The sequence below is a fragment of the Roseicella aerolata genome (genome assembly GCF_020523605.1).
Lineage (GTDB): Bacteria > Pseudomonadota > Alphaproteobacteria > Acetobacterales > Acetobacteraceae > Paracraurococcus > Paracraurococcus aerolatus.
In genome coordinates this window covers 23,635-46,525 of record NZ_JAJAQI010000025.1, presented here as the reverse complement: position 1 = coordinate 46,525, position 22,891 = coordinate 23,635, and the positions used below count along the sequence as shown (strand labels likewise).

General features: G+C 71.7%; 21 protein-coding genes. 4 read left to right on the top strand and 17 right to left on the bottom strand.

Going from position 1 to position 22,891, the window contains the following annotated elements:
* Positions 1 to 6: 6 nt before the first annotated feature.
* The 7 genes from LHA35_RS16545 to LHA35_RS16515 all read right to left on the bottom strand — a co-directional run bounded on the left by LHA35_RS16545 (position 7) and on the right by LHA35_RS16515 (position 6,808).
* Complete coding sequence (locus LHA35_RS16545) at positions 7 to 879, bottom strand: ParB/RepB/Spo0J family partition protein (RefSeq protein ID WP_226609934.1); 873 nt, start codon at positions 877 to 879, stop codon at positions 7 to 9.
* Entirely contained in the window at positions 876 to 1,667 is a 792-nt protein-coding gene (locus LHA35_RS16540; RefSeq protein ID WP_226609932.1) for a ParA family protein, read from the bottom strand. The genes LHA35_RS16545 and LHA35_RS16540 overlap by 4 nt, the downstream gene beginning before the upstream one ends.
* On the bottom strand, positions 1,660 to 2,274 hold the full coding sequence (gene rsmG / locus LHA35_RS16535; RefSeq protein WP_226609931.1) for a 16S rRNA (guanine(527)-N(7))-methyltransferase RsmG: 615 nt from the start codon (positions 2,272 to 2,274) through the stop codon (positions 1,660 to 1,662). The genes LHA35_RS16540 and rsmG overlap by 8 nt, the downstream gene beginning before the upstream one ends.
* Positions 2,271 to 4,142: a tRNA uridine-5-carboxymethylaminomethyl(34) synthesis enzyme MnmG gene (mnmG, locus tag LHA35_RS16530; RefSeq protein WP_226609929.1), complete on the bottom strand. Its 1,872-nt coding sequence runs from the start codon at positions 4,140 to 4,142 to the stop codon at positions 2,271 to 2,273. Before mnmG ends, rsmG begins: the two co-directional genes overlap by 4 nt.
* A gap of 138 nt (positions 4,143 to 4,280) precedes the next feature.
* The gene (locus tag LHA35_RS16525; RefSeq protein ID WP_226609927.1) at positions 4,281 to 4,904 is read right to left on the bottom strand and encodes a hypothetical protein; all 624 of its coding nucleotides are present in this window, start codon (positions 4,902 to 4,904) and stop codon (positions 4,281 to 4,283) included.
* 4 nt (positions 4,905 to 4,908) lie between these two features.
* Entirely contained in the window at positions 4,909 to 6,222 is a 1,314-nt protein-coding gene (mnmE, locus tag LHA35_RS16520; RefSeq protein WP_226609923.1) for a tRNA uridine-5-carboxymethylaminomethyl(34) synthesis GTPase MnmE, read from the bottom strand.
* A 223-nt stretch (positions 6,223 to 6,445) separates the two neighbouring features.
* Positions 6,446 to 6,808 carry a (2Fe-2S) ferredoxin domain-containing protein gene (locus LHA35_RS16515; RefSeq protein WP_226609921.1) on the bottom strand — a complete coding sequence of 121 codons (363 nt, stop codon included), beginning with the start codon at positions 6,806 to 6,808 and terminating at the stop codon, positions 6,446 to 6,448.
* A gap of 158 nt (positions 6,809 to 6,966) precedes the next feature.
* Between LHA35_RS16515 and LHA35_RS16510 the strand changes: the two genes are divergently transcribed.
* The 4 genes from LHA35_RS16510 (at position 6,967) to LHA35_RS16495 (ending at position 11,658) form a co-directional block, all read left to right on the top strand.
* Positions 6,967 to 9,006 carry a thioredoxin domain-containing protein gene (locus LHA35_RS16510; RefSeq protein WP_226609919.1) on the top strand — a complete coding sequence of 680 codons (2,040 nt, stop codon included), beginning with the start codon at positions 6,967 to 6,969 and terminating at the stop codon, positions 9,004 to 9,006.
* A gap of 80 nt (positions 9,007 to 9,086) precedes the next feature.
* Positions 9,087 to 9,626 (top strand): methylated-DNA--[protein]-cysteine S-methyltransferase, encoded by a 540-nt coding sequence (locus LHA35_RS16505; RefSeq protein WP_226609917.1) that lies wholly within the window; start codon positions 9,087 to 9,089, stop codon positions 9,624 to 9,626.
* Positions 9,623 to 10,591, top strand: coding sequence for a quinone oxidoreductase family protein (locus tag LHA35_RS16500; protein ID WP_226609915.1), 969 nt, complete (start codon positions 9,623 to 9,625; stop codon positions 10,589 to 10,591). Before LHA35_RS16505 ends, LHA35_RS16500 begins: the two co-directional genes overlap by 4 nt.
* 158 nt (positions 10,592 to 10,749) lie before the next feature.
* Positions 10,750 to 11,658 (top strand): LysR family transcriptional regulator, encoded by a 909-nt coding sequence (locus LHA35_RS16495; protein WP_226609913.1) that lies wholly within the window; start codon positions 10,750 to 10,752, stop codon positions 11,656 to 11,658.
* 28 nt (positions 11,659 to 11,686) lie between these two features.
* On the opposite strand, the gene LHA35_RS16490 is transcribed toward LHA35_RS16495, so the two are convergent.
* The 10 genes from LHA35_RS16490 to hemE all read right to left on the bottom strand — a co-directional run bounded on the left by LHA35_RS16490 (position 11,687) and on the right by hemE (position 22,663).
* The gene (locus LHA35_RS16490) at positions 11,687 to 12,460 is read right to left on the bottom strand and encodes a GNAT family N-acetyltransferase (protein ID WP_226609911.1); all 774 of its coding nucleotides are present in this window, start codon (positions 12,458 to 12,460) and stop codon (positions 11,687 to 11,689) included.
* Between the two features lie 123 nt (positions 12,461 to 12,583).
* The gene (locus LHA35_RS28695; RefSeq protein WP_264185591.1) at positions 12,584 to 14,704 is read right to left on the bottom strand and encodes a DUF2235 domain-containing protein; all 2,121 of its coding nucleotides are present in this window, start codon (positions 14,702 to 14,704) and stop codon (positions 12,584 to 12,586) included.
* A 72-nt stretch (positions 14,705 to 14,776) separates the two neighbouring features.
* Positions 14,777 to 15,346, bottom strand: coding sequence for an HD domain-containing protein (locus LHA35_RS16480; protein WP_226609909.1), 570 nt, complete (start codon positions 15,344 to 15,346; stop codon positions 14,777 to 14,779).
* A gap of 208 nt (positions 15,347 to 15,554) precedes the next feature.
* Positions 15,555 to 15,953 carry a group II truncated hemoglobin gene (locus tag LHA35_RS16475; protein ID WP_226609907.1) on the bottom strand — a complete coding sequence of 133 codons (399 nt, stop codon included), beginning with the start codon at positions 15,951 to 15,953 and terminating at the stop codon, positions 15,555 to 15,557.
* Positions 15,954 to 16,134: 181 nt separating this feature from the next.
* Positions 16,135 to 17,358, bottom strand: a complete 1,224-nt coding sequence (locus LHA35_RS16470; RefSeq protein ID WP_226609904.1) for an MFS transporter — start codon at positions 17,356 to 17,358, stop codon at positions 16,135 to 16,137.
* Between the two features lie 351 nt (positions 17,359 to 17,709).
* Positions 17,710 to 18,984, bottom strand: coding sequence for a transcription termination factor Rho (gene rho, locus LHA35_RS16465; protein WP_226609902.1), 1,275 nt, complete (start codon positions 18,982 to 18,984; stop codon positions 17,710 to 17,712).
* 298 nt (positions 18,985 to 19,282) lie between these two features.
* Entirely contained in the window at positions 19,283 to 19,735 is a 453-nt protein-coding gene (gene hemJ, locus LHA35_RS16460) for a protoporphyrinogen oxidase HemJ (RefSeq protein ID WP_226609900.1), read from the bottom strand.
* A complete protein-coding gene (locus LHA35_RS16455) occupies positions 19,732 to 20,409 on the bottom strand; it encodes an HAD family hydrolase (RefSeq protein ID WP_226609897.1) in 678 nt (225 codons plus the stop codon). Before LHA35_RS16455 ends, hemJ begins: the two co-directional genes overlap by 4 nt.
* On the bottom strand, positions 20,406 to 21,539 hold the full coding sequence (gene hemH / locus LHA35_RS16450; RefSeq protein WP_226609895.1) for a ferrochelatase: 1,134 nt from the start codon (positions 21,537 to 21,539) through the stop codon (positions 20,406 to 20,408). The genes LHA35_RS16455 and hemH overlap by 4 nt, the downstream gene beginning before the upstream one ends.
* An 80-nt stretch (positions 21,540 to 21,619) precedes the next feature.
* Positions 21,620 to 22,663, bottom strand: coding sequence for a uroporphyrinogen decarboxylase (hemE, locus tag LHA35_RS16445; protein ID WP_226610010.1), 1,044 nt, complete (start codon positions 22,661 to 22,663; stop codon positions 21,620 to 21,622).
* Positions 22,664 to 22,891 lie beyond the last annotated feature (228 nt).

Below are 22,891 nucleotides of genomic sequence, written 5' to 3'. Positions count from 1 at the left end.
TGCCCCTTACTGGTTCAGCAGGCGGATCAGCCCGTCGAGCTGATCCAGGTCGCGGTACTGGATCATCACCTGCCCGCCGCGCCCGCCATGGCGGATGCTGACCTTCAACCCGAGGCGGGTGGAGAGGTCCCGCTCCAGCGCGACGGTTTCCGGGGCCGGGGCAGCGGGCTTCGTCGCCGGATCGCGCGGCCTGGCGGCGACCAGGGCTTCAGTCTGGCGGACATTCAGGCCACGGTCCACCACCTCCAGCGCCAGGGCTTCGGCATCCGGCGCGGTCAGCAGGGCGCGGGCATGGCCGGCGGTGAGCGCCCCGTCGCGCAGCAGCTCCCGCACCCGCTCCGGCAGGGCGAGCAGGCGCAGGGTGTTCGCCACATGGCTGCGGCTCTTGCCGACGGCCTGGCCAAGCTGGTCCTGGGTCAGGCCGAATTCGTCGGTCAGGCGGCGGAAGCCCTCCGCCTCCTCCAGCGCATTCAGGTCCTGGCGCTGCAGGTTCTCGACCAGGGCGGCGGCCATGGCGGAGCGGTCATCCAGGTTCCGCAGGACGACCGGCACCTCATGCAGCTGGGCCAGCTGGGCGGCACGCCAGCGGCGCTCGCCGCCGATGATCTCGTAGCGGCCCGGGGTGCCGGGTTTCTCCCGCACCAGAATGGGCTGGAGCACGCCATGCTCCCTGATGCTGTCGGCGAGTTCCTGCAGCGGGCCAGGGTCGATCGGGCCGCGGGGCTGGAAGGGGCCGGGCTCCAGCATCTCGATCGGCAGGCCGCGGAGGCCCTCGCCGGCGGGCTGCTGGGCGGCGTCCGTCGTGGTAGGGGGCGGCGCCTCGCCGAGCAGGGCGGAGAGGCCGCGGCCGAGCCGCATGGGCTTCTTCGGGCCGCTCATGCGCGTTTCTGCCGACGCAGGACCTCGGCCCCCAGCGCGGCATAGGCCTGCGCGCCGGGGGAGCGGGCGTCGTAGAGGCTGACGGGCAGGCCGTGCGAGGGTGCCTCGCTGATGCGGATGTTCCGCGGGATCACGGTCTCAAATACCTTGTCCTTGAAGAAGCCACGCACGTCCTGGGCGACGAGCTCGGAGAGGTTGTTCCGGCGGTCGTACATGGTCAGCAGGATGCCCTCCAGCGCCAGGCCGGGGTTGAGGGCGCGCCTCACCCTCTCGATGGTCTGGGTGATCTGGCTGACGCCTTCCAGCGCGAAGAACTCGGTCTGCAGCGGCACCAGGACGCTATGGGCGGCGACCAGGGCGTTCAGCGTCAGCAGGCCAAGCGAGGGCGGGCAATCCAGCAGGATGTAGTCGAAGCTCCCGGTGAGCTTCGGGTCGGCATCGAGGGCGGCGCGCAGGCGGCGCTCGCGGTCCTCCATCGCGACCAGCTCGACCTCCGCACCGGCCAAGTCGGAATCCGCAGGGACGAGCTGGAGGTTGGGAACCGGGGTGGGGCGCAGCAGCTCGGCCAGGGGGCGGCCATCCACCAGCAGGGCATAGGTGCCGGCACCGCGCTCGGCCCGGTCGATGCCAAGGCCGGTGGAGGCGTTACCCTGCGGATCGAGGTCGAGCAGGAGCACCTTGTGCCCCGCCGCGAGGACGGTAGCCAGGTTGATGGCGGTGGTCGTCTTGCCGACGCCGCCCTTCTGGTTGGCGAGGGCAATGACGCGGGGACGGGCCCGGTCAGGCATGGAAGCCGGCAGGACGGATCTCACTGAGACGGAGGATGGTGGCGGAGGGCTCGGTTCGGCTCGCGAACCGCTCGATATGCATGATCCAGCCGCGGGCGGCATCCGTCAATTCCTGCTCGGCCGTGCGGCCCTTCGGAAACAGGGCAGTACCGCCAGGGGCGAGGATGCGGTGGGCATGCGGGAGGAGGTCGGCGAGCGGGGCGAGGGCACGGGCCGTGAGGATGGCCGCCGGGGGCAGGGTGGCGGCCTCGATTCGGGTGGGGTGGACCTTCATACGGGGCAGGTTCAGCACGCGCGCTGCTTCGATCAGGAAGGCCGATTTGCGGCGGTCGGATTCGACCAGATGTGTTTCACGGCCAGTGGTGAGGGCGAGCATGAGACCGGGAAAGCCGGCGCCGGAGCCGAGATCGACGAGCGGCCCTTCCATGGCTGGAACAAGGGGTGCCAATTGAAGCGAGTCCACCACATGGCGCTGCCAGATGGCTGCCTCGTCCCGTTCGGCCGTCAGGTTGATCCGGGCATTCCATCGCAGCAGCAAGGCGACGAAGTCACGCAGCGCCGCCTCCGTTTCACGTGGAACACCCAGATTAAGGTCGGATGGTTTCACGTGAAACGCACCTCGCTCCGGCGGAGATGGACGGCGAGGGCGGCCAGCGCGGCGGGCGTGATGCCGGGAACGCGACCGGCACTGCCGAGCGTGGCAGGGCGGGCCCTGTCCAGCCGCTGGCGCATCTCGGCGGAAAGCCCCGGCACCTCGGTGAAGTCGATCCCCGCCGGGATCGACAGCCGCTCCTCCCGTTCCAGCACACGCAACTCAGCTGCCTGGCGCTCCAGGTAAGGGGCGTAGAGCGCCTGGGCTTCCAGCTCCGCCCGCACCCGCCGTGGCAGGTCCCGCAGCCAGGGGAAGAGGCGGTCCGCCGCTTCCGTCGTGAGCGCCGGCAGGGCAAGCGCTTCCAGCGCGCTGCGCCAGCGGCCATCCTGGTTGATGGGAATTCCGGCTGCGAGATACCAGGCCGGCGAGCCGCCTTCGGAGCGGGAGCGCGCCAGCGCATCCTGCACGGCCGCGGCGAAAGCACGATGGGCACCCGTCCGCTCCGGCCCCACCACGCCCCAGGCGATGCCTTTCTCCGTCAGGCGCAGCCCGGCATTGTCAGCCCGCAATGCCAGCCGGAACTCGGACCGCGCGGTGAGCATGCGGTAGGGCTCCGTCACGCCCTGCAGCACCAGGTCGTCTACCAGCACACCGGTATAGGCTTCGCCCCGGGTCAGCACACGGTCAGGTTCGGCACCGCCCGCACGGCAGGCAGCGTTCACCCCCGCCATCAGTCCCTGGGCCGCCGCTTCCTCATAGCCGGTCGTGCCGTTGATCTGACCGGCAAGGAACAGGCCGGGGGCCGCGCGCACTTCCAGCGTCGGCAGCAGGGCGCGCGGGTCCACATGGTCGTACTCGATGGCATAGCCAGGCCGCAGGATGCGGGCGCGCTCCAGCCCCGGGATGGACGCGATCAGGGCCTCCTGCACGGCCTCAGGCAGGCTGGTGGAGATGCCATTGGGATAGACCGTGTCGTCCTCCAGCCCTTCCGGCTCCAGGAAGATCTGATGCCGCTGCCTGTCCGCGAAGCGGACCACCTTGTCCTCGATCGAAGGGCAGTAGCGCGGTCCCACCCCTTCGATCCGGCCGCCATAGACGGCGGTGCGGTGCAGGTTGGCGCGGATCAGATCATGCGTCGCCGGCGTGGTCGCGGTGATCGCGCAGGCGATCTGGCGATTGGTAATCCGCTCCGTCATCCAGGAGAGCGGCTCGGGCGGGTCATCGCCCGGCTGCGGCTCCAGCGCCGCCCAGTCGATGGTCCTGCCGTCCAGCCGTGGCGGGGTGCCGGTCTTCAGCCGGGCCAGGGGCAGGCCCAGGCGGTGCAGCGTGTCCGAGAGACCGATCGCGGGTTCCTCGCCCGCCCGGCCGGCCGGGATGCGGGTCTCCCCGATATGGATCATGCCGCGCAGGAAGGTCCCGGTCGTGATGACCACCGCCCCGGCGCCGATCCGCCGGCCGGAGGCGGTCACCACACCTGCGATGCGGTTGCCGGGGCCGACCACCAGATCCTCCGCCGCCTCGGCTGCGATGGTCAGCCCCTCGGTTGCGTGCAGCAAGGCCTGCACGGCCTGGCGGTACAGCCTGCGGTCGGCCTGGGCGCGCGGCCCCCGCACCGCCGGGCCCTTGCTGCGGTTGAGCAGCTTGAAATGGATGCCGGCGGCATCCGCGGCACGGCCCATCAACCCGTCCAGCGCGTCCACCTCCCGCACCAGGTGCCCCTTGCCCACCCCGCCGATGGCCGGGTTGCAGGACATCTCGCCGAGTGTCTCCACCCGGTGCGTCAGGAGCAGGGTCTGCGCCCCGCAGCGCGCCGCGGCCGCCGCCGCCTCGCAGCCGGCATGGCCGCCGCCCACCACCACCACATCGAAGATCGCGTCGAACATGGCAGGGGTATAGCGAAGCAGCGGCGCACGACGAAGCGCCACGCGTGTACAGCGGATTGCGTTCAGAACTGAACGCCAATCCGTGACCGGCTATGCGGAGTCACGCTCCCTGGCGTTCACGCCCCTCCGCGATCTGCTCTAGCCGATCCGGAAGCCCAGGCCGTCCTGCCACATCATGGTGGCGAAGCGCGTATCGGCCACCAGTTCCTCCGCCGCTACGCCGCCGCGCTCCAGCACGCCCCGCACCCCGGCGAGGCGGTCCTCGTCCAGAGTCGCCACCACGCCGCAACTGATGCAGAAGCCCCAGACCCGGCCGATGCGGCTAGCGAAGATGGTGCCGGGTGGTGCCGTCTCCGCAATGTTCTGGTCCACCAGCCAGACCTCGCCGCCCAGCAGCGCATCCTCGGCGATCAGCCCTTCCTCCGGGTGCCGGTCCAGCACGCGGAAGATGGACAGCCAGGAATGGGTCAGGGCGTTCAGCACCAGCGCGCCTTCTCCGGGCAGGCGGGCATGCTGCCGCGCCACCCGGTCGATGGCGCGCGAGCGGCCGGGCGGCGCCGTATAGATCGCCAGGTCGAAGGCATAGGCCAGCTCCTCCTCCGAGACCTGGCCCATCTCGGCATCCATGGACAGGCCGAGGCGCTTCATCTGCTCCAGCACCTTCTCGCGCGGGGTCACCCGCACCGCCATTTCCTGAAGCCGCTGCCGCGCCGCCGCGCAGCGGCCGTAGATGTCGCGGATCTCGTCGCCGGTCATCGCCATGGCGTCACTTCCCGATGCAGAATTCGCCGAAGACGGCATCCAGCACCGCCTCCACCCCGACCCGGCCGGTGATGCGCCCGATCGCCCGCAGCGCCGCCCGCAGCGCCTCGGCCCGCAGTTCAGGCAGAGGAGCGGTGTCAAGCTCGGCCAGCCAGCCGGCGGCCTCGGTCAGGGCGGCGCGGTGGCGGGGGCGGGTCAGGGGGGCTTCGGCGGCAAGGCCGGCGCGCGCCGTGGTCTCCTCCGCCAGCCGCGCACGCAGGGCAGCCAGACCATCGCCGGTGCGGGCGGAGACGGGGAGGGGCGCGATGCCGCCGATCGAGGCCGGCGCCGGCGCCAGGTCCGTCTTGTTCGCCAGGACCAGCACGCCGGGCTTCACCCAGGCCAGCGTCTCCGCATCCGGCGCCTGGTCGGCGGCAAAGACGGTGAGGACAAGGTCCGCTTCCTCCGCCCGGCGGCGGGCACGGCGGATGCCCTCCACCTCGATCTCATCCGCCGCCTCGCGCAGGCCGGCCGTGTCGGCCAGCGTCACCGGCACGCCGGCCAGGTCCAGCCGCACCTCCACCACGTCCCGCGTGGTGCCGGCGCGGGCGGAGACGATCGCCGCCTCCCGCCCCGCGAGCGCATTCAGCAGCGAGGACTTGCCGGCATTCGGGGCGCCGAGAATGGCGACCAGCAACCCCTCCCGCAGCCGCTCGCCGCGATTCGAGTCGGCCAGATGCGCCGCGATCTCCGCCCGCAGCGCCGCGGCGGCGGTGGCCACCGCATCGTCCAGCCCGGCCGGCAGGTCCTCGTCCTCGAATTCGATGAACGCCTCCTGCCGGGCGAGCAGGGCGGTGATGCGGGTCGCCCAGCCGCCATAGAGCGTCGCTAGCGCCCCCTCGGCCTGGCGGAGCGCCTGGCGGCGCTGGGCGGCGGTCTCGGCGGCGATCAGGTCGGCGATGCCCTCGGCGGAGGTCAGGTCGAGCCTGCCGTTGAGGAAGGCGCGGCGGGTGAACTCCCCCGGCTCGGCCGGTCGGGCGCCGGCGGCGACCAGGGCCTCGGCGACGCCGGCGATCACGGCGGGGCCGCCATGCAGCTGCAACTCGGCGCTGTCCTCCCCGGTGTAGCTGGCGGGCCCCGGGAACCAGAGGACGAGGGCGCGGTCCAGCACCTCCGCGGTCTGCGGGTGGCGCAGGCGGCGGAGGGAAGCATGGCGCGGGGCGGGAAGGGCGCCGGCCAAAGCGGCGAGGGCGGCGGCGGTGCCGGGGCCGGAGAGGCGCAGCACGGCGACGGCGGCGCGGCCGGCGCCAGAGGCCAGGGCGAAGATCGTGTCGGTCATTCGGCATCGAGGGGGGCGCTGCCCCCTTCACCCCCGCCAGGGGTCAGGCGACCCCTGGACCCGGCCTGGGTTCGAGCCCTGGGAAAAACCATGGGAGATCGGCGGCCATGCCACCGAGGAGCCACGCTTTGGCCTTGGCGGTGATCGCAGGGAGACAGGGCTTCCCCGTCACGCAGCACGCAACCGGGATCTCCGGGGCCCCCCGCGGACAGTGCCACGCGCATCACCCCTTCGGGACAACATCCTTCTCGGTCAGCATCAGCCGCGGCACCCGCCCGCCGCGCTGCAGATGCGCCGCAAGGATCTCGTCCACATCGGCCGGCGTCTCCGGCCGGTACCAAACCCCTTCCGGGTAGATCACCAGCGTCGGCCCGAATTCGCAGCGGTCCAGACATCCCGCCTGGTTGATCCGCACGCCTTCCAGCCCGAGTTCCTTCGCCCGTGCCTTCATGTAGTCCCGCAGCTTCTCGCTGCCCCTGGCGGCGCAGGAGCCGCGCTTGTGCCCGTCCGGCCGGCGGTTGCAGCACACGAAGACATGCGCACGGAAATAGGGGGGCGGGTCGGCGGGAACGGGTGCGTCGGCCAAGGCGTCTCTCTCCGGTGGGCCTAAGGGGACGACTGCTGGGAAGCCGGCCCGTCGCACCCCATGTAGGGCAGATCGCCGAAGGGCGGAAACGCCCCGAGGCGCGACTCCGCCATGTAGAGAAGAGCGACCTCCCCCTCTCGCGGCCAGGGTGATCCCCGATGTCCAGGCTTCCGCCCGAGAACCTGCTGCGCCACGCCACCTCCCCCTACCTCCTGCAGCATGCCGACAACCCGGTGCACTGGCGCGTCTGGGGGCCTGAGGCGCTGGCCGAGGCGGAGGCGCTGGACAGGCCCATCCTGCTCAGCGTCGGCTACGCCGCCTGCCACTGGTGCCATGTGATGGCGCATGAGTCCTTCGAGGACCCGGAGACGGCGGCGCTGATGAACGCCCTCTTCGTCAACATCAAGGTGGACCGGGAGGAGCGGCCGGATATCGACGCGCTCTACATGAATGCCCTGCACCTGATGGGCGAGCATGGCGGCTGGCCGCTGACCATGTTCCTGACCCCGCGGGCCGAGCCCTTCTGGGGCGGCACCTATTTCCCGCCGGAGCCGCGCTACGGCCGCCCCTCCTTCCGCCAGGTGCTGCAGGGCATCGAGGAGGCCTACCGGGCCGAGGGCGGCAAGGTCACGCAGAACGTCCAGGCGCTGAAGGGCGCGCTCGCCCGGATGGCGCAGGCGGCGCCGGGACCCGTCCCGGACCGGGAGGTGCTGGCCCGCATCGCCCTCGGCCTCGTCCAGCACACGGACAAGGAGGAAGGCGGCTTCGGCGGCGCGCCGAAATTCCCCAGCCCGCCGATCTTCCGCTTACTCTGGCAGATGCGCCACCGCCTGGGCCAGCCGGCCTGCGCGGAGGCGGTGGAACTGCTGCTGCGGCGGATGTCCCAGGGCGGGATCTACGACCATCTCGGCGGCGGCTATGCCCGCTACAGCACGGACGCCATCTGGCTCGTCCCGCATTTTGAGAAGATGCTCTACGACAACGCCCAGATCCTGGAACTGCTGGCGCTGGTCCATGCCGACCGGCCCGACCCGCTCTTCGCGCAGCGTGCCGAGGAGACGGTCGGCTGGCTGCTGCGGGAGATGGTGGCGGAAGGCGACGCCTTCGCCGCCACCCAGGATGCGGACAGCGAGGGCGAGGAAGGCAAATTCTACGTCTGGTCGGCGGCGGAGGTGGATGCGCTGCTGGGCGAGGACGCTCCGCTCTTCCGCCAGGTCTATGACGTGACGCCGGAGGGGAATTGGGAGGGGAAGAACATCCTCCACCGCCGCCACGCCGCGGCGCCCCTCTCCGAGGATGCCGAGGCCACCCTCGCGCGCTGCCGCGCCCTGCTGCTGGATGCGCGCTCCAGGCGGGTCTGGCCGGGCCGCGACGACAAGGTGCTGGCCGACTGGAACGGGCTGATGATCGCGGCGCTCGCCCGCGCCGCCTTCGCCTTCGACCGTCCCGACTGGCTGCTGCCCGCCCGCCGCGCCTTCGCCTTCGTCGCCGGCCGCATGCTGGCCCCGGATGGCCGCCTGCTGCATGCCCTCCGCCACGGCCAGGCTTCCGCGGCCGGCCTGCTGGAGGACCATGCCGCCATGGCCCGCGCCGCCATCGCGCTGTTCGAGGCGACGGGGGAGGCCGCCTATCTCGGCAATGCCATCGCCTGGGCCGATCTGGTGGAGACGCATTTCGCCGCGCCCGATGGCGGCTACTTCACCTCGGCCGAGGATGCGCAGGATGTGCTGGTCCGCGGCCGCAGCGCCATGGACAACGCCACCCCCTCCGGCAACGGGATGATGGCCGAGGTGCAGGCGAAGCTCTTCCACCTGACCGGCAATGACCGCTGGCGCATTGCCACGGAGACGACCATCGCCGCCTTCGCCGGATCCGAGGGGGTGGCCGCCATGCCCGGCCTGCTGGTCGCCACCGACCTGCTGACCGAAGCCGCGACGGTGGTGGTGGTCGGCGACCCGGCCGAGCCGCGCGCCCGGGCGCTGGCGGCGACCGCGCTGGCGCATCCGGACCTGACGACGGTGCTGATCCGGACCGCCGGGGCGCGCGACCTGCCCACGAGCCACCCCGCGCATGGCAAGGGCATGGTCGGCGGCAAGCCGGCCGCCTATGTCTGCCGCAACGGCAGTTGCGGCCTGCCCGTCACCGATCCCGCATTGCTGCCGCTCGCGCTCAGCCGCGAGGACCTCCTGGCCGCGTGATTTCTTGCCTGTGCATATAATCATCCCGGCAGCGCATCCGCTTGACGCTGGCCCGGCTTGGGTGTGCCATCCCCCGCTTCATGCCCCACATCACCATCCATACCCCGCTCGGCGAACTCACCGTCTTCGAGGAGGACGGCGCGATCATCGCGCTCGACTGGGGCCGCGGCGTCGCCCCGGCGGGCGCCGGGGAGCCGCCGACCCCGCTACTGCGGGAGGCCGCGGCACAGCTTCACGACTATTTCGACGGCCAGCGCACGCAATTCGACCTGCCGCTGAACCCGCATGGCAGCGAGTTCCGCCGCAAGGTCTGGGATGCGCTTCGCCGCATCCCGCCCGGGGAGACGCGCAGCTATCTCGACATCGCGCGCGAGATCGGCTGCCGCTCCCCCCGCGCCATCGGCCAGGCCAATGGCGACAACCCCATTCCCATCATCATCCCCTGCCACCGCGTGGTGGCGGCGGATGGCTCCCTCGGCGGCTATTCCGGCGGCGACGGTGCGGCTACGAAGCGTTACCTCCTCGCGCTCGAAGCCCGGTCCCGTGCCGGCGCCGGGGCGGGGGAACTTCCCCTCATGCAGCCCCAGGGCGGGGCGACTGTCCAAGGAACCTCCCGATGATCCACGCCATCCGCGTCCATGAGCACGGCGGCCCCGAAAAGCTGGTCTGGGAGGAACTGCCGAAGCCGAGCCCGAAGCCGGGCGAGGTGCTGATCAGGCAGCATGCCGTCGGGCTGAACTACATCGACGTCTATTTCCGCACCGGCCTCTACAAGGCTCCCTCCATGCCGGTGACGATCGGCATGGAAGGCGCCGGCGTGGTGGAGGCGGTGGGCGAGGGCGTGACCGAGCTGCAGGCCGGCGACCGGGTGGCCTATGCCGGCGCGCTCGGCGCCTATGCCGAATACCGCTGCGCCCCGGCCGAGAAGCTGGTGAAGATCCCGGAGGGGATCGACTTCACCCAGGCGGCGGCGATGATGCTGCAGGGCATGACGGCGCAGTTCCTGATCAAGCGCACCTATCCCGTGAAGCAGGGCGACACCATCCTGGTGCATGCCGCCGCGGGCGGCGTCGGCAGCATCCTGGTGCAATGGGCGAAGCATCTGGGCGCGACCGTCATCGGCGTGGTCTCGACGCCCGAGAAGGCGGAGCTGATCAAGGGGCTGGGCGCCGACCACGCCCTGCTGACCAGCGAGAACATCCCGGCGCGGGTGAAGGAGATCACGGGCGGCGCCATGCTGCCGGTGGTCTATGACAGCGTCGGCCGCGACACCTTCCTCACCTCGCTCGACTGCCTCCGCCCCTTCGGGCTGATGATCAGCTTCGGCAATGCCTCGGGCCCCGTCACCACGGATCTCGGCGTGCTGGCGGCCAAGGGCTCGCTCTACGTCACCCGCCCGACGCTCAACACCTATACCGCGAAGCGGGAGGATCTGGTGGCGACGGCCAACGACCTGTTCGAGGCGGTGCGGTCCGGCGCGGTCAGCATCAAGGTCAACCAGACCTATCCCCTGAAGGACGCGGCCGAGGCGCATCGCGCGCTGGAATCCCGCCAGACCACCGGCAGCACGGTGCTGCTGCCCTGACGCCATGGCCGTGAGGTGTCCGGCCGCGCACGGCGCGGCCGGCTGGAGCAGATCGCGGACGGGCGTGAACGCCCGGGAGCGTGAATCTGCTCTATAATCAATGACCTACAGCGGACTGGCGTTCAGTTCTGAACGCAATCCGCTGTAGACTGCGCCGCATGGACAGGCTGCAGCAGCTCCAGGTCTTCCGGCGGGTGGTGGAGACGGGGAACATCACCCGCGCCGCCCGCGACCTGGCGATGAGCCAGCCCAGCGTCTCCCGCATCGTGGCCGAGCTGGAGCATCGGCTCGGCGTGCCGCTGCTGCTGCGCTCCCCCCGCGGCCTCTCGGCGACCGAGGCAGGAACGGCCTTCCACCAGGAAGCGGTGCGCATCCTCGACGCGCTGGAGGAGGCGGAGGCGAATGCCCGCGGCCTGCAAGGGGCGCCCACCGGCCTCGTGCGCATCTCCTGCGTCGCCTCCTTCTACAACGCGGTGGTGCTGCCCTGGCTGGCGCCCTTTCTGCTGGCCAATCCCGGGCTTTCGGTGGAGGCGCGGCTGGCCTCCCGCCCCGTGGATCTGGTGGAGGAGGGGATCGATCTCGGCATCCGCATCGGCCCGATCCGGCAGCAATCGCTGATCGCGCGGCGGCTGGGGCGCGTCGATTTCGCGCTCTTCGCCGCGCCGGCCTATCTGGCGCGGGCCGGCATGCCGGAGATGCCGGAGGAGCTGGCGAGGCACGAATTCTGCACCCTGCGCACGGCGCGGCCCGGCGACCTGCTGGTGCTGGAGGGGCCGGATGGCGCCACGGCCTCGGTGCCGATGCAGGGCCGCTTCGCCTCCGACGATATCGGCGCGGTCCAGGTGGCGGCGGAGGCCGGGCTCGGCCTCGCCCTGCTCGCGCCCTGGGGCGTGATGGGCCAGGTGGCGACGGGGCGGCTGGTCCCGGTGCTGCCGGGCTGGCGCGCCGAGCCGCGGGAGGTGAATGCGGTCTGGCCCGGCGGGCGGGCCCTGCCGCGGCGGGTGCGCGCGGTGCTCGACCTGCTGGTGGAGAGATCGGCGGCGGAGCCGCGGCTGCGGGCGCGGTAGAGCGGATCGCGGGCGGGCGTGACCTGCTCTACCCCCCGGTCGGCTTCACGTAGTAGCTGTACCGATACGCCTCCCGCAGCCCGAGGCTCTCCTGCAGGGCGCGCGAGGGCCGGTTGCCCGACGCCACCTGGGCATAGAGCGCCTCCGCCCCCAGCCCCCGCGCCCACTGCGCCGCGGCGCGGATGAGCCGGGCGCCGAGGCCGCGGCGGCGGAAATCCGGCCGCGTCGCCAGGTCGAAGATGCCGCAATGCGCACCGTCCGCCACGGCGAAGAGGCAGGCGGCATCCACCCCTTCCTCCCGCAGCACCAGCCAGGCGCCCGGGGCGGCCAGCAGGTCCTTGTTGCGCAGCTTCTCCGCCCGGCGGGCCGGCGTCTGGTGCTCGGCCGTCGCCACCAGCGCCATCCAGGCCTCGCTCGGCCCGCCCTCGTCACGCACCTCCGCATCCGGCCGCGCGACCGGGACGAGGGGGCCGGCATGGACGATGGTGGGGTCCTTGTCGGGGAGGTAGCCGCGCGCCAGCAGCGCCTCCGCGAGGCCCGGCGGGTCGAGCGGGGTGGAGCGGAAGCGGCTGGGCAGGCCGAGGCGGTGATAGGTCGCCTCGATCCGCCCGATGCGGGCAGCGAGGTCCGGATCGGGCGCGGGGTCGAGCGCGCAGCAGGCATTGGCCCGGCCGGTGCCGCCGAGGAAGGCCTTCAGGACGAAGGGCCCGTCCCAGGCATGGCGCGGCGCGGGCAGGGCAGTGAGGCAGGCGCGTTCGAGCGCGGCGATCGCCGTCAGGGACATGGGCGGCGCCTCGGGCATGCGGGGGATCTCCACCGGATCGGGGCGGGCAGCATGGCGGCGCGGCGTCCGGCTGGCCAGGGCAGGGCGCCGCGCTTGCGCCTGCCTGGCCGCGAAGGACCGATAGCTGCGGCGGATCGGCGTTCAGACAGGAAGGCCATCCGCCGCAGGCGCGTCCGCCGGCCCCGGTGCCTCCCAGCTGCCGTCCGGCCGGAGCCGCCAGACCGGGCAGGCCGGGTCGGGCGCGGCCAGTCGCCGCACCTCCAGCGCCAGGCTGCCGCTGTTGTTCGCCGCGGTCTGCCACCAGTCATTGGCGAAGAGGTAGAGCAGCCCGCCCGCCGGCGCCTGGCTGTGCAGGACCAGGGCATCGCCGGGCCGGCGCAGGCTGGCTCCGACCGGCGCGACCTGCCGGCGCAGTTCCTCCGGGTCGCGCCAGAAGAGATAGGCCATCAGCCGCAGCAGCCCGTATTCCTCCAGCGGCCAGGCGCGCCGGTGCGCGACGGTGGCCGAGAGCGCCATCCAGTCCACGCCCGGCAGCCGGCGGCGCCAGAAGAGCGGGCGGCGCAGGTCCAGCCCGCGCGCCACCTGCCCGGCCGGGCCGGTGGGGGCATGGCCGGCATCGCGCCAGGCACCGCCGAGCCAGGTGATGCGATAGGCCGCCCCCGGCTCGATGACGAGGCCGGTGCGGTCCCAGCTCCGGTGTGCCTCCGTCCAGATCTCGATCGCCTCATCGGGCGCGAGGCGCAGCAGGTCAGGCCGGTGCAGCAATCGGCGGGACGCCTCCGCCCGCTCGGCCACGCTGGGATGCAGCCGGCCTCGTACGCCGGCATCATGGCTGGCATCGCCGGGCACGGGATGCCAGCGCGGCCAACTGCCGATCCAGCCCCAGGCCGGGCGGCGGGCGATCTCGTCATGCAGCCGCGCCAGCGGGTCGGGGCGCAGCGCCGCGCGCAGGCCGGGATGGAAGGAGAGGCCATGGTCCTCCGCCTTCTGCATCATCCAGTCGAGCGCGATGTCGGAGAGGCCCGTATCGGCATAGCCGCCGCCCACATCCGCATGCGCGCCGCGGAACCAGACCTGCTCGAAGCGCTCGGTCCAGCTTCCCTCCGCCGGGTGGTTGAAGGGGGTGGGGAAGAACTGGGCGCGGCGCTCATCCATCGCCATGGCGTGGTAGACGCCGCGGCAGATCGGCGCCGGATCGGTGTGGTAGGCGGCGCGCGAGACCAGGCCGCGCAGGGTGAACCACCAGCCCCAGAGCGGCGCGCCGAGCGAGGCGACGGTGTCGAAGACGCCGAGGAATTCGACATCCACCTCCGGCCAGAGCAGGGAGGGGTCGATCGGCACGCCCTGCCGCGACTGCCGCCGCGCGAGGTGCAGCCGGACCAGGTCCGGCGCATAGACCATGTTGCCCGCCTTCAGCAGGCCGGAGCGGCGGATGATCCCGGCGACCACGCGCACGGTATAGGCGCCGCGGGAGAAGCCGATGAGGTAGATGCGGTCGCCCGGCCGGTACTGCCGGACGATCTCCGTATAGGCCCGCGTCGCGGCCTCCGCGACGCCGCCGCCGGCCGCGGATTCATAGAGGGCGACGAGCCGCACCCAGAGCGAGGCGAGTTGCGCCACCAACCCGGCGCCGAAGATGGAGAGCAGCGACTGCACCCGCTGCGCCCCGATCGCGGCGGAGGAGACGCCGGTGCCGACGCCCGGCAGGTACCAGACCGTCTGCGTCTCATCGTTCAGCAGCGCCTGGGAGAGCTTGCAGACATTGGTGGTGGCGGGCCGGCCATCCTCCATCCTGTCCGGCGCGTTGCCGGTGCCGTCGCAGAGGATGACGATGCGCCGGCCGCCCGCCGCGCGGGGCGGGGCAGGGCCGAGCGGCGGCGGCTCGGCCTCGAAGCCCCCTGCCGGCACGAGCCGGCGCCAGCGCCCGAGCATGCCGCCGATGGCGAGGAGGCCGGAGAGGGTGGCAGCGAGCGGCACCAGGAGGGAGAGCCAGTCCCGCGCGACGGCGTGCAGCCAGCCCGGCAGGGGTTCGGGCGCGAACGCATCGAAGCCGAGCCGCCAGAGCCGGGCGAGACCCCAGCCCACCAGGAGGGCGACCAGGGCGGCGACGACGAGGCCCGCCGCATGCCGGGCCCGGTGCCGCCAGAGGCCGATGAGCGCAACCTGGACCAGGCGCATGGCCCAGCGGCCGAGGGCCCAGCCGAGCACGCCGAGCGTGACGACCACCGCGAGGAGTTGCGGCAGCTTCAGAAGATCCTGCATCCCGCATCCTGCGAAGGGATGCGGCCGAGACTATCGGTTAGCTGACCAAAGAAACAACTTTCCCGGCCATGCTCAGCCCTCGGCGGCCAGGCGCTGCACCGCCTCCCGGTAGGTCGCCTCGAACAGCGCATCGAGCGCCGGGTTGACGCCGCGGAGGCCGGCGGCGACGCGCCCGGCCCAGCCGACATATTCCAGGCGCCGCGCATGGTCCCAGCCCTTGGGCGGGCTGGCGCTGATGGCGCGGAGGTTGGAGATCTTGTCGGCCAGCTTCAGTTGCTTCGCGGCATCCGATTTCTTCGGCCCGTTCCGCACCTGCAGGCCCTTGCGCACCTCCTTCGGCAGGGACTTGTCGTCCGAGACCTCGGCGACGATGCCGGCGACCTCGGCGCCGAAGGCGGCCTCGATCTGGGGCAGGGTGCAGGGCTCCGGGTCCTGGTCGCTGTCCTCCACGGTGTCGTGCAGCAGGGCGGCGATGATGGCCGCGGGCGGCGCGGCATGGGCGGCGAGAATCTCCGCCACCTCCAGCACGTGGTTCACATAGGGCTCCGACGCGGCGCCCTTGCGGCGGTGGGTGGCGTGGATGCGGGCGGCGAAGACGGCGGCGCGGAGGATGGTGGCGAGGTCGTTGGGCTGGGGGTCCATGGGGACAGGATATCACGGCCCCTTGGGCGAGATCACGGCATGCTCCGCCTCGCCCCGGTCCCGCCGGGTATCCGAAGGGCTCATGTTGGCGGCCCTCCGGGCGCTGGCGTCGCGGCATGGGCCGCGGGCCGCAGGTCGGGACGTCATGCGCCGGGCATGAGGCTCGCCGCCGAGCCGCCGGCCACCCCGCAGGGGCCACCAGCGGGTATCAGCCCTCCGCGCGGTTGCGCATATGCCGCGCCAGGCCCTCGACCTGCGGCAGCACCAGCGCGCCGAGCGCCTGATCCGCCACCGTCTCCGCCCAGGCCCGGCGGAAGCAGGCGAGCCAGCCCTCGATCTCCGGCCCGGCGATCGGGGCGTGCAGGTGGCGCCGGCGCAGCATGGGCGGGCCGTGCCGCTCGACGAACAGGGGCGGGCCGCCGAGCCAGCCGGTCAGGTACTCGAACAGCTTCTGCTCGGAATTCCCGAGGCTCGGCGGGTGGATGGCGCGGCAGGCGGCGGCCTCCGGCAGGCTGTCCATCAGTTCGTAGAAGCGCTGGGTGAGGCGGCGCACCCCCGCCTCGCCGCCGATGCGGTCATAGGGGGTGGGCTGGGTCGGGTCGGACACGGAAAGCTCCCGGCGGATGGCAGGCGAGGCGCATCGCGCATCCGGCCTGAATGGCCCGGCAGTCCGGGCCGCCGCGCCATGGCGGACCGCGTTCCCGCCGGAACCCTGATCCACCGATGGTCACGAAGGGTGAAAGGGCAGGCGATCGCTCCGGGACGTGAATACCCCGGAGCGAGCCGATCTACGCCACCGCCTGGGCCGGCTGGCGCTGCACCCGCAGCCAGCCGGTCGCCAGCAGCGCCACGACCAGCAGGGCGATCGAATACCAGTTGAGCGGGGCCCAGCCCAGCCTCTCCTGCAGGAAGCCGGCGAGGAAGCTGGCGGCGGCGGTGGTGCCGAAGACCAGGAAGTCGTTCAGCGCCTGCGCCTTGCCGCGCTCGCTCGGCCGGTAGCAGGTGGTCACCAGCGTGGTCGCGCCGACGAAGAGGAAATTCCAGCCGACGCCGTTGAGCGTGAGGGCGATGCGGAAATGCCATTCCGACTGGCCGGCGAGGGCCGCCGCGACGCCGGCCAGCAGCACCGCGATGCCGGCGAACATGACGTTCAGCGTGCCGTAGCGGGTGATGAGGTTGCCGGTGAAGAAGGCCGGCACGAACATGCCCATCACATGCAGGAAGATGACCCAGTGCGCTTCCGCATGCGGCAGGCCGCAGGCGACGATGGCGAGTGGCGAGGCGCTCATCAGGAAGGACATGATGCCGAAGGCGACCATGCCGCAGATCACGGCCGCGACGAAGCGCGGCTGCGACGCGATCTCCCGCAAGGGCCGCGGCGGCAGGGCCGCGGCCGCATCCGTCCCGCCGGTGATCGAGCCCGGGCCCTGCATGGGCGGGAAGCGGATGAAGGACATGATGGTGAAGACGGTCAGGTGGATGCCGACCATCGCCGCATAGGTCGCGAGGTAGAGCGGCACCACCTGGTCATGCGTCAGTCGCACCAGGCTCGGCCCGAGGATGCCCGCCACCACGCCGCCAGCCGTGACCCAGGAGATGGCCTTGGCGCGATAGGCCGGCGGGGCAAGCTCGACCGCAGCGAAGCGGTACATCTGCAGGCTGGCGACGGCATAGCCGAGGATCAGCCCGCCCAGGCACATCAGGATGAAATTGGCGGTGAAGAGGCCAAGGCCCACCACGGTGGCCCCGGCCATGCCGAATACCGAGCCGGTGCGGAAGCCGAAGCGCCGCCCCATGCGCTGCATCAGCAGCCCGGCCGGGAAGACCGCGAGCATCACGCCGAGATGCTGCATGGTGACCGGCAGGGTGGCGAGGTCGCGGTTTGGGTAGAAGGTGACGACCGAAAGCGCGGTCGCCGCGAACATCATGGTGTTGCCGGCCTGCCCGATCGCCTGGCAGCAGGCAAGGAGGAAGAGGTTCCGCCGCATGGCGGCGTCGAGAGTCTGCTGCATCGGCCTACCGGCGTTTCCCCTGTGGATCATCGCCGCTGCGGCTGGCCCGGACAAGGCGGGCTGCCGGCCGGAACGCGCATGGCCGGGCTGCCCGCAGCGCGGGTGCGCCGCCGCGGAAGGGGGGATGCGAAGGCGCAGACGGCGGCGAAACGAGGCGGGGAGCTGCGGCGGACCGGCCTTCGATGCCGGTCTGCAGGCAATCCTCCGCAGGTCACTGCCCGCGGGGCAGGGGTCCGTTCCGGGGCGTCCGGCGCTTCCGCGGCCGACCCCTGGGGACCGGCGGCGCCCGGCCGTCCCTGCCGGCGGCGGGCGCTGCCCGCGCCGGCCGGCGCTTCCGCGACGCGACCGCGGTCAGGTATTCATCGCGTCGAAGAAGTCCTGGTTGGTCTTGCTGTATTTCAGCTTGTCCAGCAGGAACTCCATCGCGTCCTGGATGCCCATCGGGTTCAGGATGCGGCGCAGCACCCACATCTTGGACAGGGTGTTGCGGTCCACCAGCAGCTCTTCCTTGCGGGTGCCGGACTTGGTGATGTCGATCGCCGGGAAGGTCCGCTTGTCCGAGAGCTTGCGGTCGAGGATGAGCTCGGAGTTGCCGGTGCCCTTGAACTCCTCGAAGATCACCTCGTCCATCCGGCTGCCGGTGTCGATCAGCGCGGTGGCGATGATGGTGAGCGACCCGCCTTCCTCAATGTTGCGGGCCGCGCCGAAGAAGCGCTTCGGGCGCTGCAGGGCGTTGGCGTCCACGCCGCCCGTCAGCACCTTGCCCGAGGAGGGTACGACCGAGTTGTAGGCGCGGCCGAGGCGGGTGATGGAATCCAGCAGGATCACCACGTCCCGCTTGTGCTCGACCAGGCGCTTGGCCTTCTCGAGCACCATCTCCGTCACCTGGACGTGGCGCGTCGCCGGCTCATCGAAGGTGGAGGCCACCACCTCGCCCCGCACGGTGCGGGCCATGTCGGTGACTTCCTCCGGCCGCTCGTCGATCAGCAGCACCATCAGGAAGACATCGGGGTGGTTCGCGGTGATCGACTTGGCGATGTTCTGCAGCATCACCGTCTTGCCGGTGCGCGGCGGCGCCACGATCAGGGCGCGCTGGCCCATGCCGATCGGCGCGATCAGGTCGATGACGCGGTGGGTGTAGTCCTTGGTCGGCCCCTTCGCCACGGATTCGAGGTCCGGGTTCTCCATCTTCAGCCGGCGCGTCGGATAGAGCGGCGTGAGGTTGTCGAAGTTGATCCGGTGCCGGAGCATCTCCGGCGGCTCGAAATTGATGGCGTTGACCTTCAGCAGCGCGAAGTAGCGCTCACCATCCTTCGGCGCGCGGATCTGGCCTTCCACCGTATCGCCGGTGCGCAGGCCGAAGCGCCGCACCTGGGCGGGGGAGACATAGATGTCGTCCGGGCCGGGCAGGAAATTGGCCTGCGGGCTGCGGAGGAAGCCGAAGCCGTCCGGCAGGATCTCCAGCGTGCCTTCGCCGTAGATGGCCTGGTCGTTGTCCGCCAGCTGCTTCAGGATCGCAAACATCATGTCCTGCTTGCGCAGGGATGACGCGTTCTCGACCTGCAGCTCCTCGGCGAAGGAGAGGAGTTCGGCGGGGCTCTTGGCCTTGAGTTCGGAAAGATGCATGGCGCAGCGCGTCCATATGCCGGGGAAGCGGGACCCTTCCCAGTCAGGCCGGCAGTGGCGCGGAGGAGCCGCGCCGATGCCCCGGCCGTTCCGCCTGTGCCGCGAACACGTCCGCTACCTGCTTGCAGGAACGGATCGGGGCCGTCGGCCGGCGAAGTCCCGAGGAGAGGAGGGAGGTAGGGCGGCACGGCGCGAAACGCCTGCACCACCCCAGGGAGCACCGCGACCCTAGGGACCGCGCCACCGCCCGTCAACCGCGGAGTTGGTCCGCGCGACAGGCAAGTTCAAGACCCCGGGCTCAGAACGGCTTGACGATCACCATCAGCACGATCGCGATCATCAGGACAGTCGGCACTTCGTTCATCGCGCGCCAGTAGCGCTCGGTCCGCGGCCGCTCCCCCCGCTCCATCGCCTTCCGCCCGAGGCTGAGATGGTGGTGGAACCAGGTCATGCCGATGACCGAGAGCAGCTTCACATGCCACCAGCCCGCGGTCCAGCTGACGATGCCCGGCGTCAACACCAGGGTGATGCCGAGCAGCCAGACCACGATCATCGCCGGGTTCATGATGGCGCGGATCAGGCGGCGCTCCATCACCTTGAACAGCGCGTCCTGCTCCCCGCCCACCGGCACCTGGCTGTGATAGACGAAGAGCCGCGGCAGGTAGAACAGCCCGGCCATCCAGGCGATCACCGCCATCAGGTGGAAGGCCTTCACCCAGGGGTAGGCGGGCGCCAGCAGGTCGAAGGTCACGCCGCCTTCTCCTGCAGCCCCAGCAGCCGCGGCAGGTCCTCCATGCGCGCGAAGGGCTCGGCCCCGACCGCGGCCAGGACCGCTGCATCCGTCTCCCGCGTCAGGCCCAGCACGCGGCAGCCGGCGGCGATGCCGGCGCGGCAGCCGAGCAGGCTGTCCTCCACCACCACGCAGGCCGCGGGTGCCGCCCCGCAGGCCGCCGCCGCGGCCAGGTAGATGTCCGGGGCCGGCTTCGGCTCCGCCACATCCTCGAAGCTGAAGACCCGTTCCCCGAACAGCCCGGCGATGCCGAGCCGGCCGAGCTTCGCCCGCAACTCGATGCGGGAGGAGTTGGAGGCGACGGCGACCGGCAGGCCGGCCGCCGCGACGGCCCGCAGCGCGGCCAGCGCGCCCGGCACCGGATCGAGCCCTTCCATCAGCGCACCGGAGATCGCCTGGCCCAGCTCCCCGGCCCAGCGCGGCGGCAGCGGGCCGACCCGTGCCTCGATCATCGGCAGCATGTCCGGCAGCGCCATGCCGAGGAAGGTCTCGCGCGCCTGATCGGGCGAGAGCCGCCAGCCGCGCGCCGTCAGGTCGGCCGCGACGATGCGGTTCACCAGCCCTTCGCTGTCGGCCAGCACGCCGTCGCAATCGAACAGCACCGCCGCGGGGCGGCGCGCGGGCGGAAGGGTCACGCCGCTTCCTTCACGCGCGCCTTCGCCCGGGCATGCGGGCAGTCGCCGAAGGGTTTCGGGCATTGCCGCCCGCCCGCGAAGCTGCACAGCGCCCGGCCGCCGGCCCGGGCACCGCGCACCAGGTCGCGCAGCGCGGCGATGAAGCCCGGATCGCTGTTCTGGGCGGGCACGCGGAAGTAGCCGGGCACGCCGAGGCGCTCCGCCTCCTCCCGGTACTCGACATCCAGCTCGACCAGCGTCTCGGAATGCTCGGAGACGAAGGCGATGGGGCAGACCAGCACCGCCACCTTGTCATGCGCCGCGCGCTCCAGCTCCGCCTCGGTGGAGGGGCCAATCCATTTCTGCGGCGTCACCCGGGACTGGTAGCAGACCACGTGGTCGAGCCCCTCGATCCCGAGCCGCTCGACCACCGCGGCGACGGTCTGCTCGACCTGCCACTGGTAGGGGTCGCCGGCCTTCACGATGCTCTCCGGCAGGCCATGGGCGGAGAAGAGGATCCGCAGCGGGACGCCCTCCGGCAGGCCAGCCCGCGCCTTGTCCCAGGCGCCGCGCACCAGGGCGGCGGTGGCCTCCGCGAAGGCAGGGTCGGAATGGTAGCAGCAGAGGGTGGTGGTCGGGACCGAGAGCCCCGCCTTCCGCGCCGCCGCCTCCCAGGCCGCCAGGCTGCTGCCGGTCGTCGTCGTGGAGAACTGGGGATAGAGCGGCAGCAGCAGCACCTCATCCGGCGCCCAGGCGGCCACGGCGCGCGCCGCCTCCTCGCTCATCGGGTGCCAGTAGCGCATGGCAACGAAGCAGCGATACTCCGCCGCCTCCCCCGCCAGGGCGGCATCGAGCGCCCGCGCCTGCCCCTCAGTCAGTTCCAGCAGCGGCGATTTCCCGCCGAGGATGGCATAGTTCTCGGAGGCCGCCCTGGTGCGGCGCCTGGCGATGAACTTCCCCAGCCAGGGCCGGATGAAGCCGGGCACCCGCAGGATGGCCGGGTCCATGAAGAGGTTCTCGAGGAAGGGCCGGACGCTCTCCGGCCGGTCAGGCCCGCCGAGGTTGAACAGCACGATCGCCACGCGCGGCCGGGCCGCGCCGGATCGGTCCTGGATGGGGGTCGGAGGGCTGGCGGCCGCGGTCTGGTCCATGTGCCGGAGATGACATGCCGCGGGGGCAGGTCAAGGCCATAACGCCCGGGTGCTGTGGATAACCGCCAGCCGCGCGCGCCTCAGCCCGTCCGCACCAGCCGCACCAGCGCCGAGACATGCTCGGGCGGCGTCGTCTTCTCGATCCCATGGCCCAGGTTGAAGACGAAGGGCCGGCCCCGCATGGTCCCGAGGATGCTGCGCGCCTCCGTCTCCAGCGCCATCCCGCCGGCGATCAGCGCCAGCGGATCGAGGTTGCCCTGCAGCGCCTGGTGCGGCGCGACGGCCGTGGCGGCCCAGCGCAGGTCCATCGAGGTATCCACGCCGAGGCACTGCACGCCGGTCCGCTGCGCGTATTCGGCCAGCATGGGCCCGGCGAGGCGGGGGAAGCCGATGATCGGGATGGTCGGGTTCACCTTGCGGATGTTCCGCACGATCTGCCCGGTCGGCTCGATCACCCAGCGGCGGAACTGGGAGGGGGAGAGCATGCCGGCCCAGGAGTCGAACAGCATCAGCACCTCGGCCCCTGCCTCGGCCTGGGCCAGCAGGTAGCCGGTGGTCGCGGTGACCAGCGTCCGGATCAGGGTGCCGAAGAGCTGCGGGTCGGCATAGGCCATGCCGCGCGCCGCGGCGAAGTCCCGGCTGCCATGGCCCTCCACCATGTAGCAGGCGACGGTGAAGGGGCTGCCGGCGAAGCCGATCAGGGTGACCTTCGGGGCATGCGCGTCCAGCGCCGCCCGGACCAGGCGCACCGTCTCGAAGATCGGGGCGGCATTGGCCACGCAGACCGAGGGGTCGAGCGCCCCGATCGAGGCCGCGTCGCGCACCGGCTGGAGCTGCGGCCCCTCGCCCTCCGCAAACCTCAGCGGCTGCCCCATGGCCCAGGGGACCATGAGGATGTCGGAGAAGAGGATGGCGCCGTCCATGCCGTAGCGGCGGATCGGCTGCAGCGTCACCTCCGCCGCCAGCTCCGGATTTGTGCACAGGGCGATGAAGTCGCCCGCCTGGGCCCGCACCTCCCGGTATTCCGGCAGGTAGCGGCCGGCCTGGCGCATCAGCCACATCGGCGGGGGCCAGACGGCCTCGCCCCCCAGGGCGCGCAGCATGGGCTTCGAAGGGGTCGCCATGGCCGGCGCGGGGCGTTCACTCTCCATGGCCGCACTCTCTCGCAAGAAAACAGGATTCTTAAAAGGTGGTAGGGCAATTAGGGCCTGTGGATGATGTGGAGACAATTGGTTCGCGAACGATCCACAGCCCCGTCCACAGCAGGAATGTCCGGCGACTCGGTGGAATCATGGGGATAAAAGGGAGTCGCCCGGATTCCCGTCGCGACCCCCGTCGCGATCCTCCCGCCG

What these genes read in the sequence shown, in the direction of transcription:
- LHA35_RS16490 (WP_226609911.1), bottom strand. Translation starts at nt 12,460, where the DNA reads ATGCCCGAGGCGCCGCCCATGTCCCTGACGGCGATCGCCGCGCTCGAA.
- LHA35_RS16540 (WP_226609932.1), bottom strand. Translation starts at nt 1,667, where the DNA reads ATGCCTGACCGGGCCCGTCCCCGCGTCATTGCCCTCGCCAACCAGAAG.
- LHA35_RS28695 (WP_264185591.1), bottom strand. Translation starts at nt 14,704, where the DNA reads ATGCAGGATCTTCTGAAGCTGCCGCAACTCCTCGCGGTGGTCGTCACG.
- hemH (WP_226609895.1), bottom strand. Translation starts at nt 21,539, where the DNA reads ATGGACCAGACCGCGGCCGCCAGCCCTCCGACCCCCATCCAGGACCGA.
- LHA35_RS16500 (WP_226609915.1), top strand. Translation starts at nt 9,623, where the DNA reads ATGATCCACGCCATCCGCGTCCATGAGCACGGCGGCCCCGAAAAGCTG.
- LHA35_RS16495 (WP_226609913.1), top strand. Translation starts at nt 10,750, where the DNA reads ATGGACAGGCTGCAGCAGCTCCAGGTCTTCCGGCGGGTGGTGGAGACG.
- LHA35_RS16510 (WP_226609919.1), top strand. Translation starts at nt 6,967, where the DNA reads ATGTCCAGGCTTCCGCCCGAGAACCTGCTGCGCCACGCCACCTCCCCC.
- LHA35_RS16470 (WP_226609904.1), bottom strand. Translation starts at nt 17,358, where the DNA reads ATGCAGCAGACTCTCGACGCCGCCATGCGGCGGAACCTCTTCCTCCTT.
- LHA35_RS16525 (WP_226609927.1), bottom strand. Translation starts at nt 4,904, where the DNA reads ATGGCGATGACCGGCGACGAGATCCGCGACATCTACGGCCGCTGCGCG.
- mnmG (WP_226609929.1), bottom strand. Translation starts at nt 4,142, where the DNA reads ATGTTCGACGCGATCTTCGATGTGGTGGTGGTGGGCGGCGGCCATGCC.
- LHA35_RS16505 (WP_226609917.1), top strand. Translation starts at nt 9,087, where the DNA reads ATGCCCCACATCACCATCCATACCCCGCTCGGCGAACTCACCGTCTTC.
- LHA35_RS16545 (WP_226609934.1), bottom strand. Translation starts at nt 879, where the DNA reads ATGAGCGGCCCGAAGAAGCCCATGCGGCTCGGCCGCGGCCTCTCCGCC.
- hemE (WP_226610010.1), bottom strand. Translation starts at nt 22,663, where the DNA reads ATGGCGACCCCTTCGAAGCCCATGCTGCGCGCCCTGGGGGGCGAGGCC.
- rho (WP_226609902.1), bottom strand. Translation starts at nt 18,984, where the DNA reads ATGCATCTTTCCGAACTCAAGGCCAAGAGCCCCGCCGAACTCCTCTCC.
- mnmE (WP_226609923.1), bottom strand. Translation starts at nt 6,222, where the DNA reads ATGACCGACACGATCTTCGCCCTGGCCTCTGGCGCCGGCCGCGCCGCC.
- LHA35_RS16480 (WP_226609909.1), bottom strand. Translation starts at nt 15,346, where the DNA reads ATGGACCCCCAGCCCAACGACCTCGCCACCATCCTCCGCGCCGCCGTC.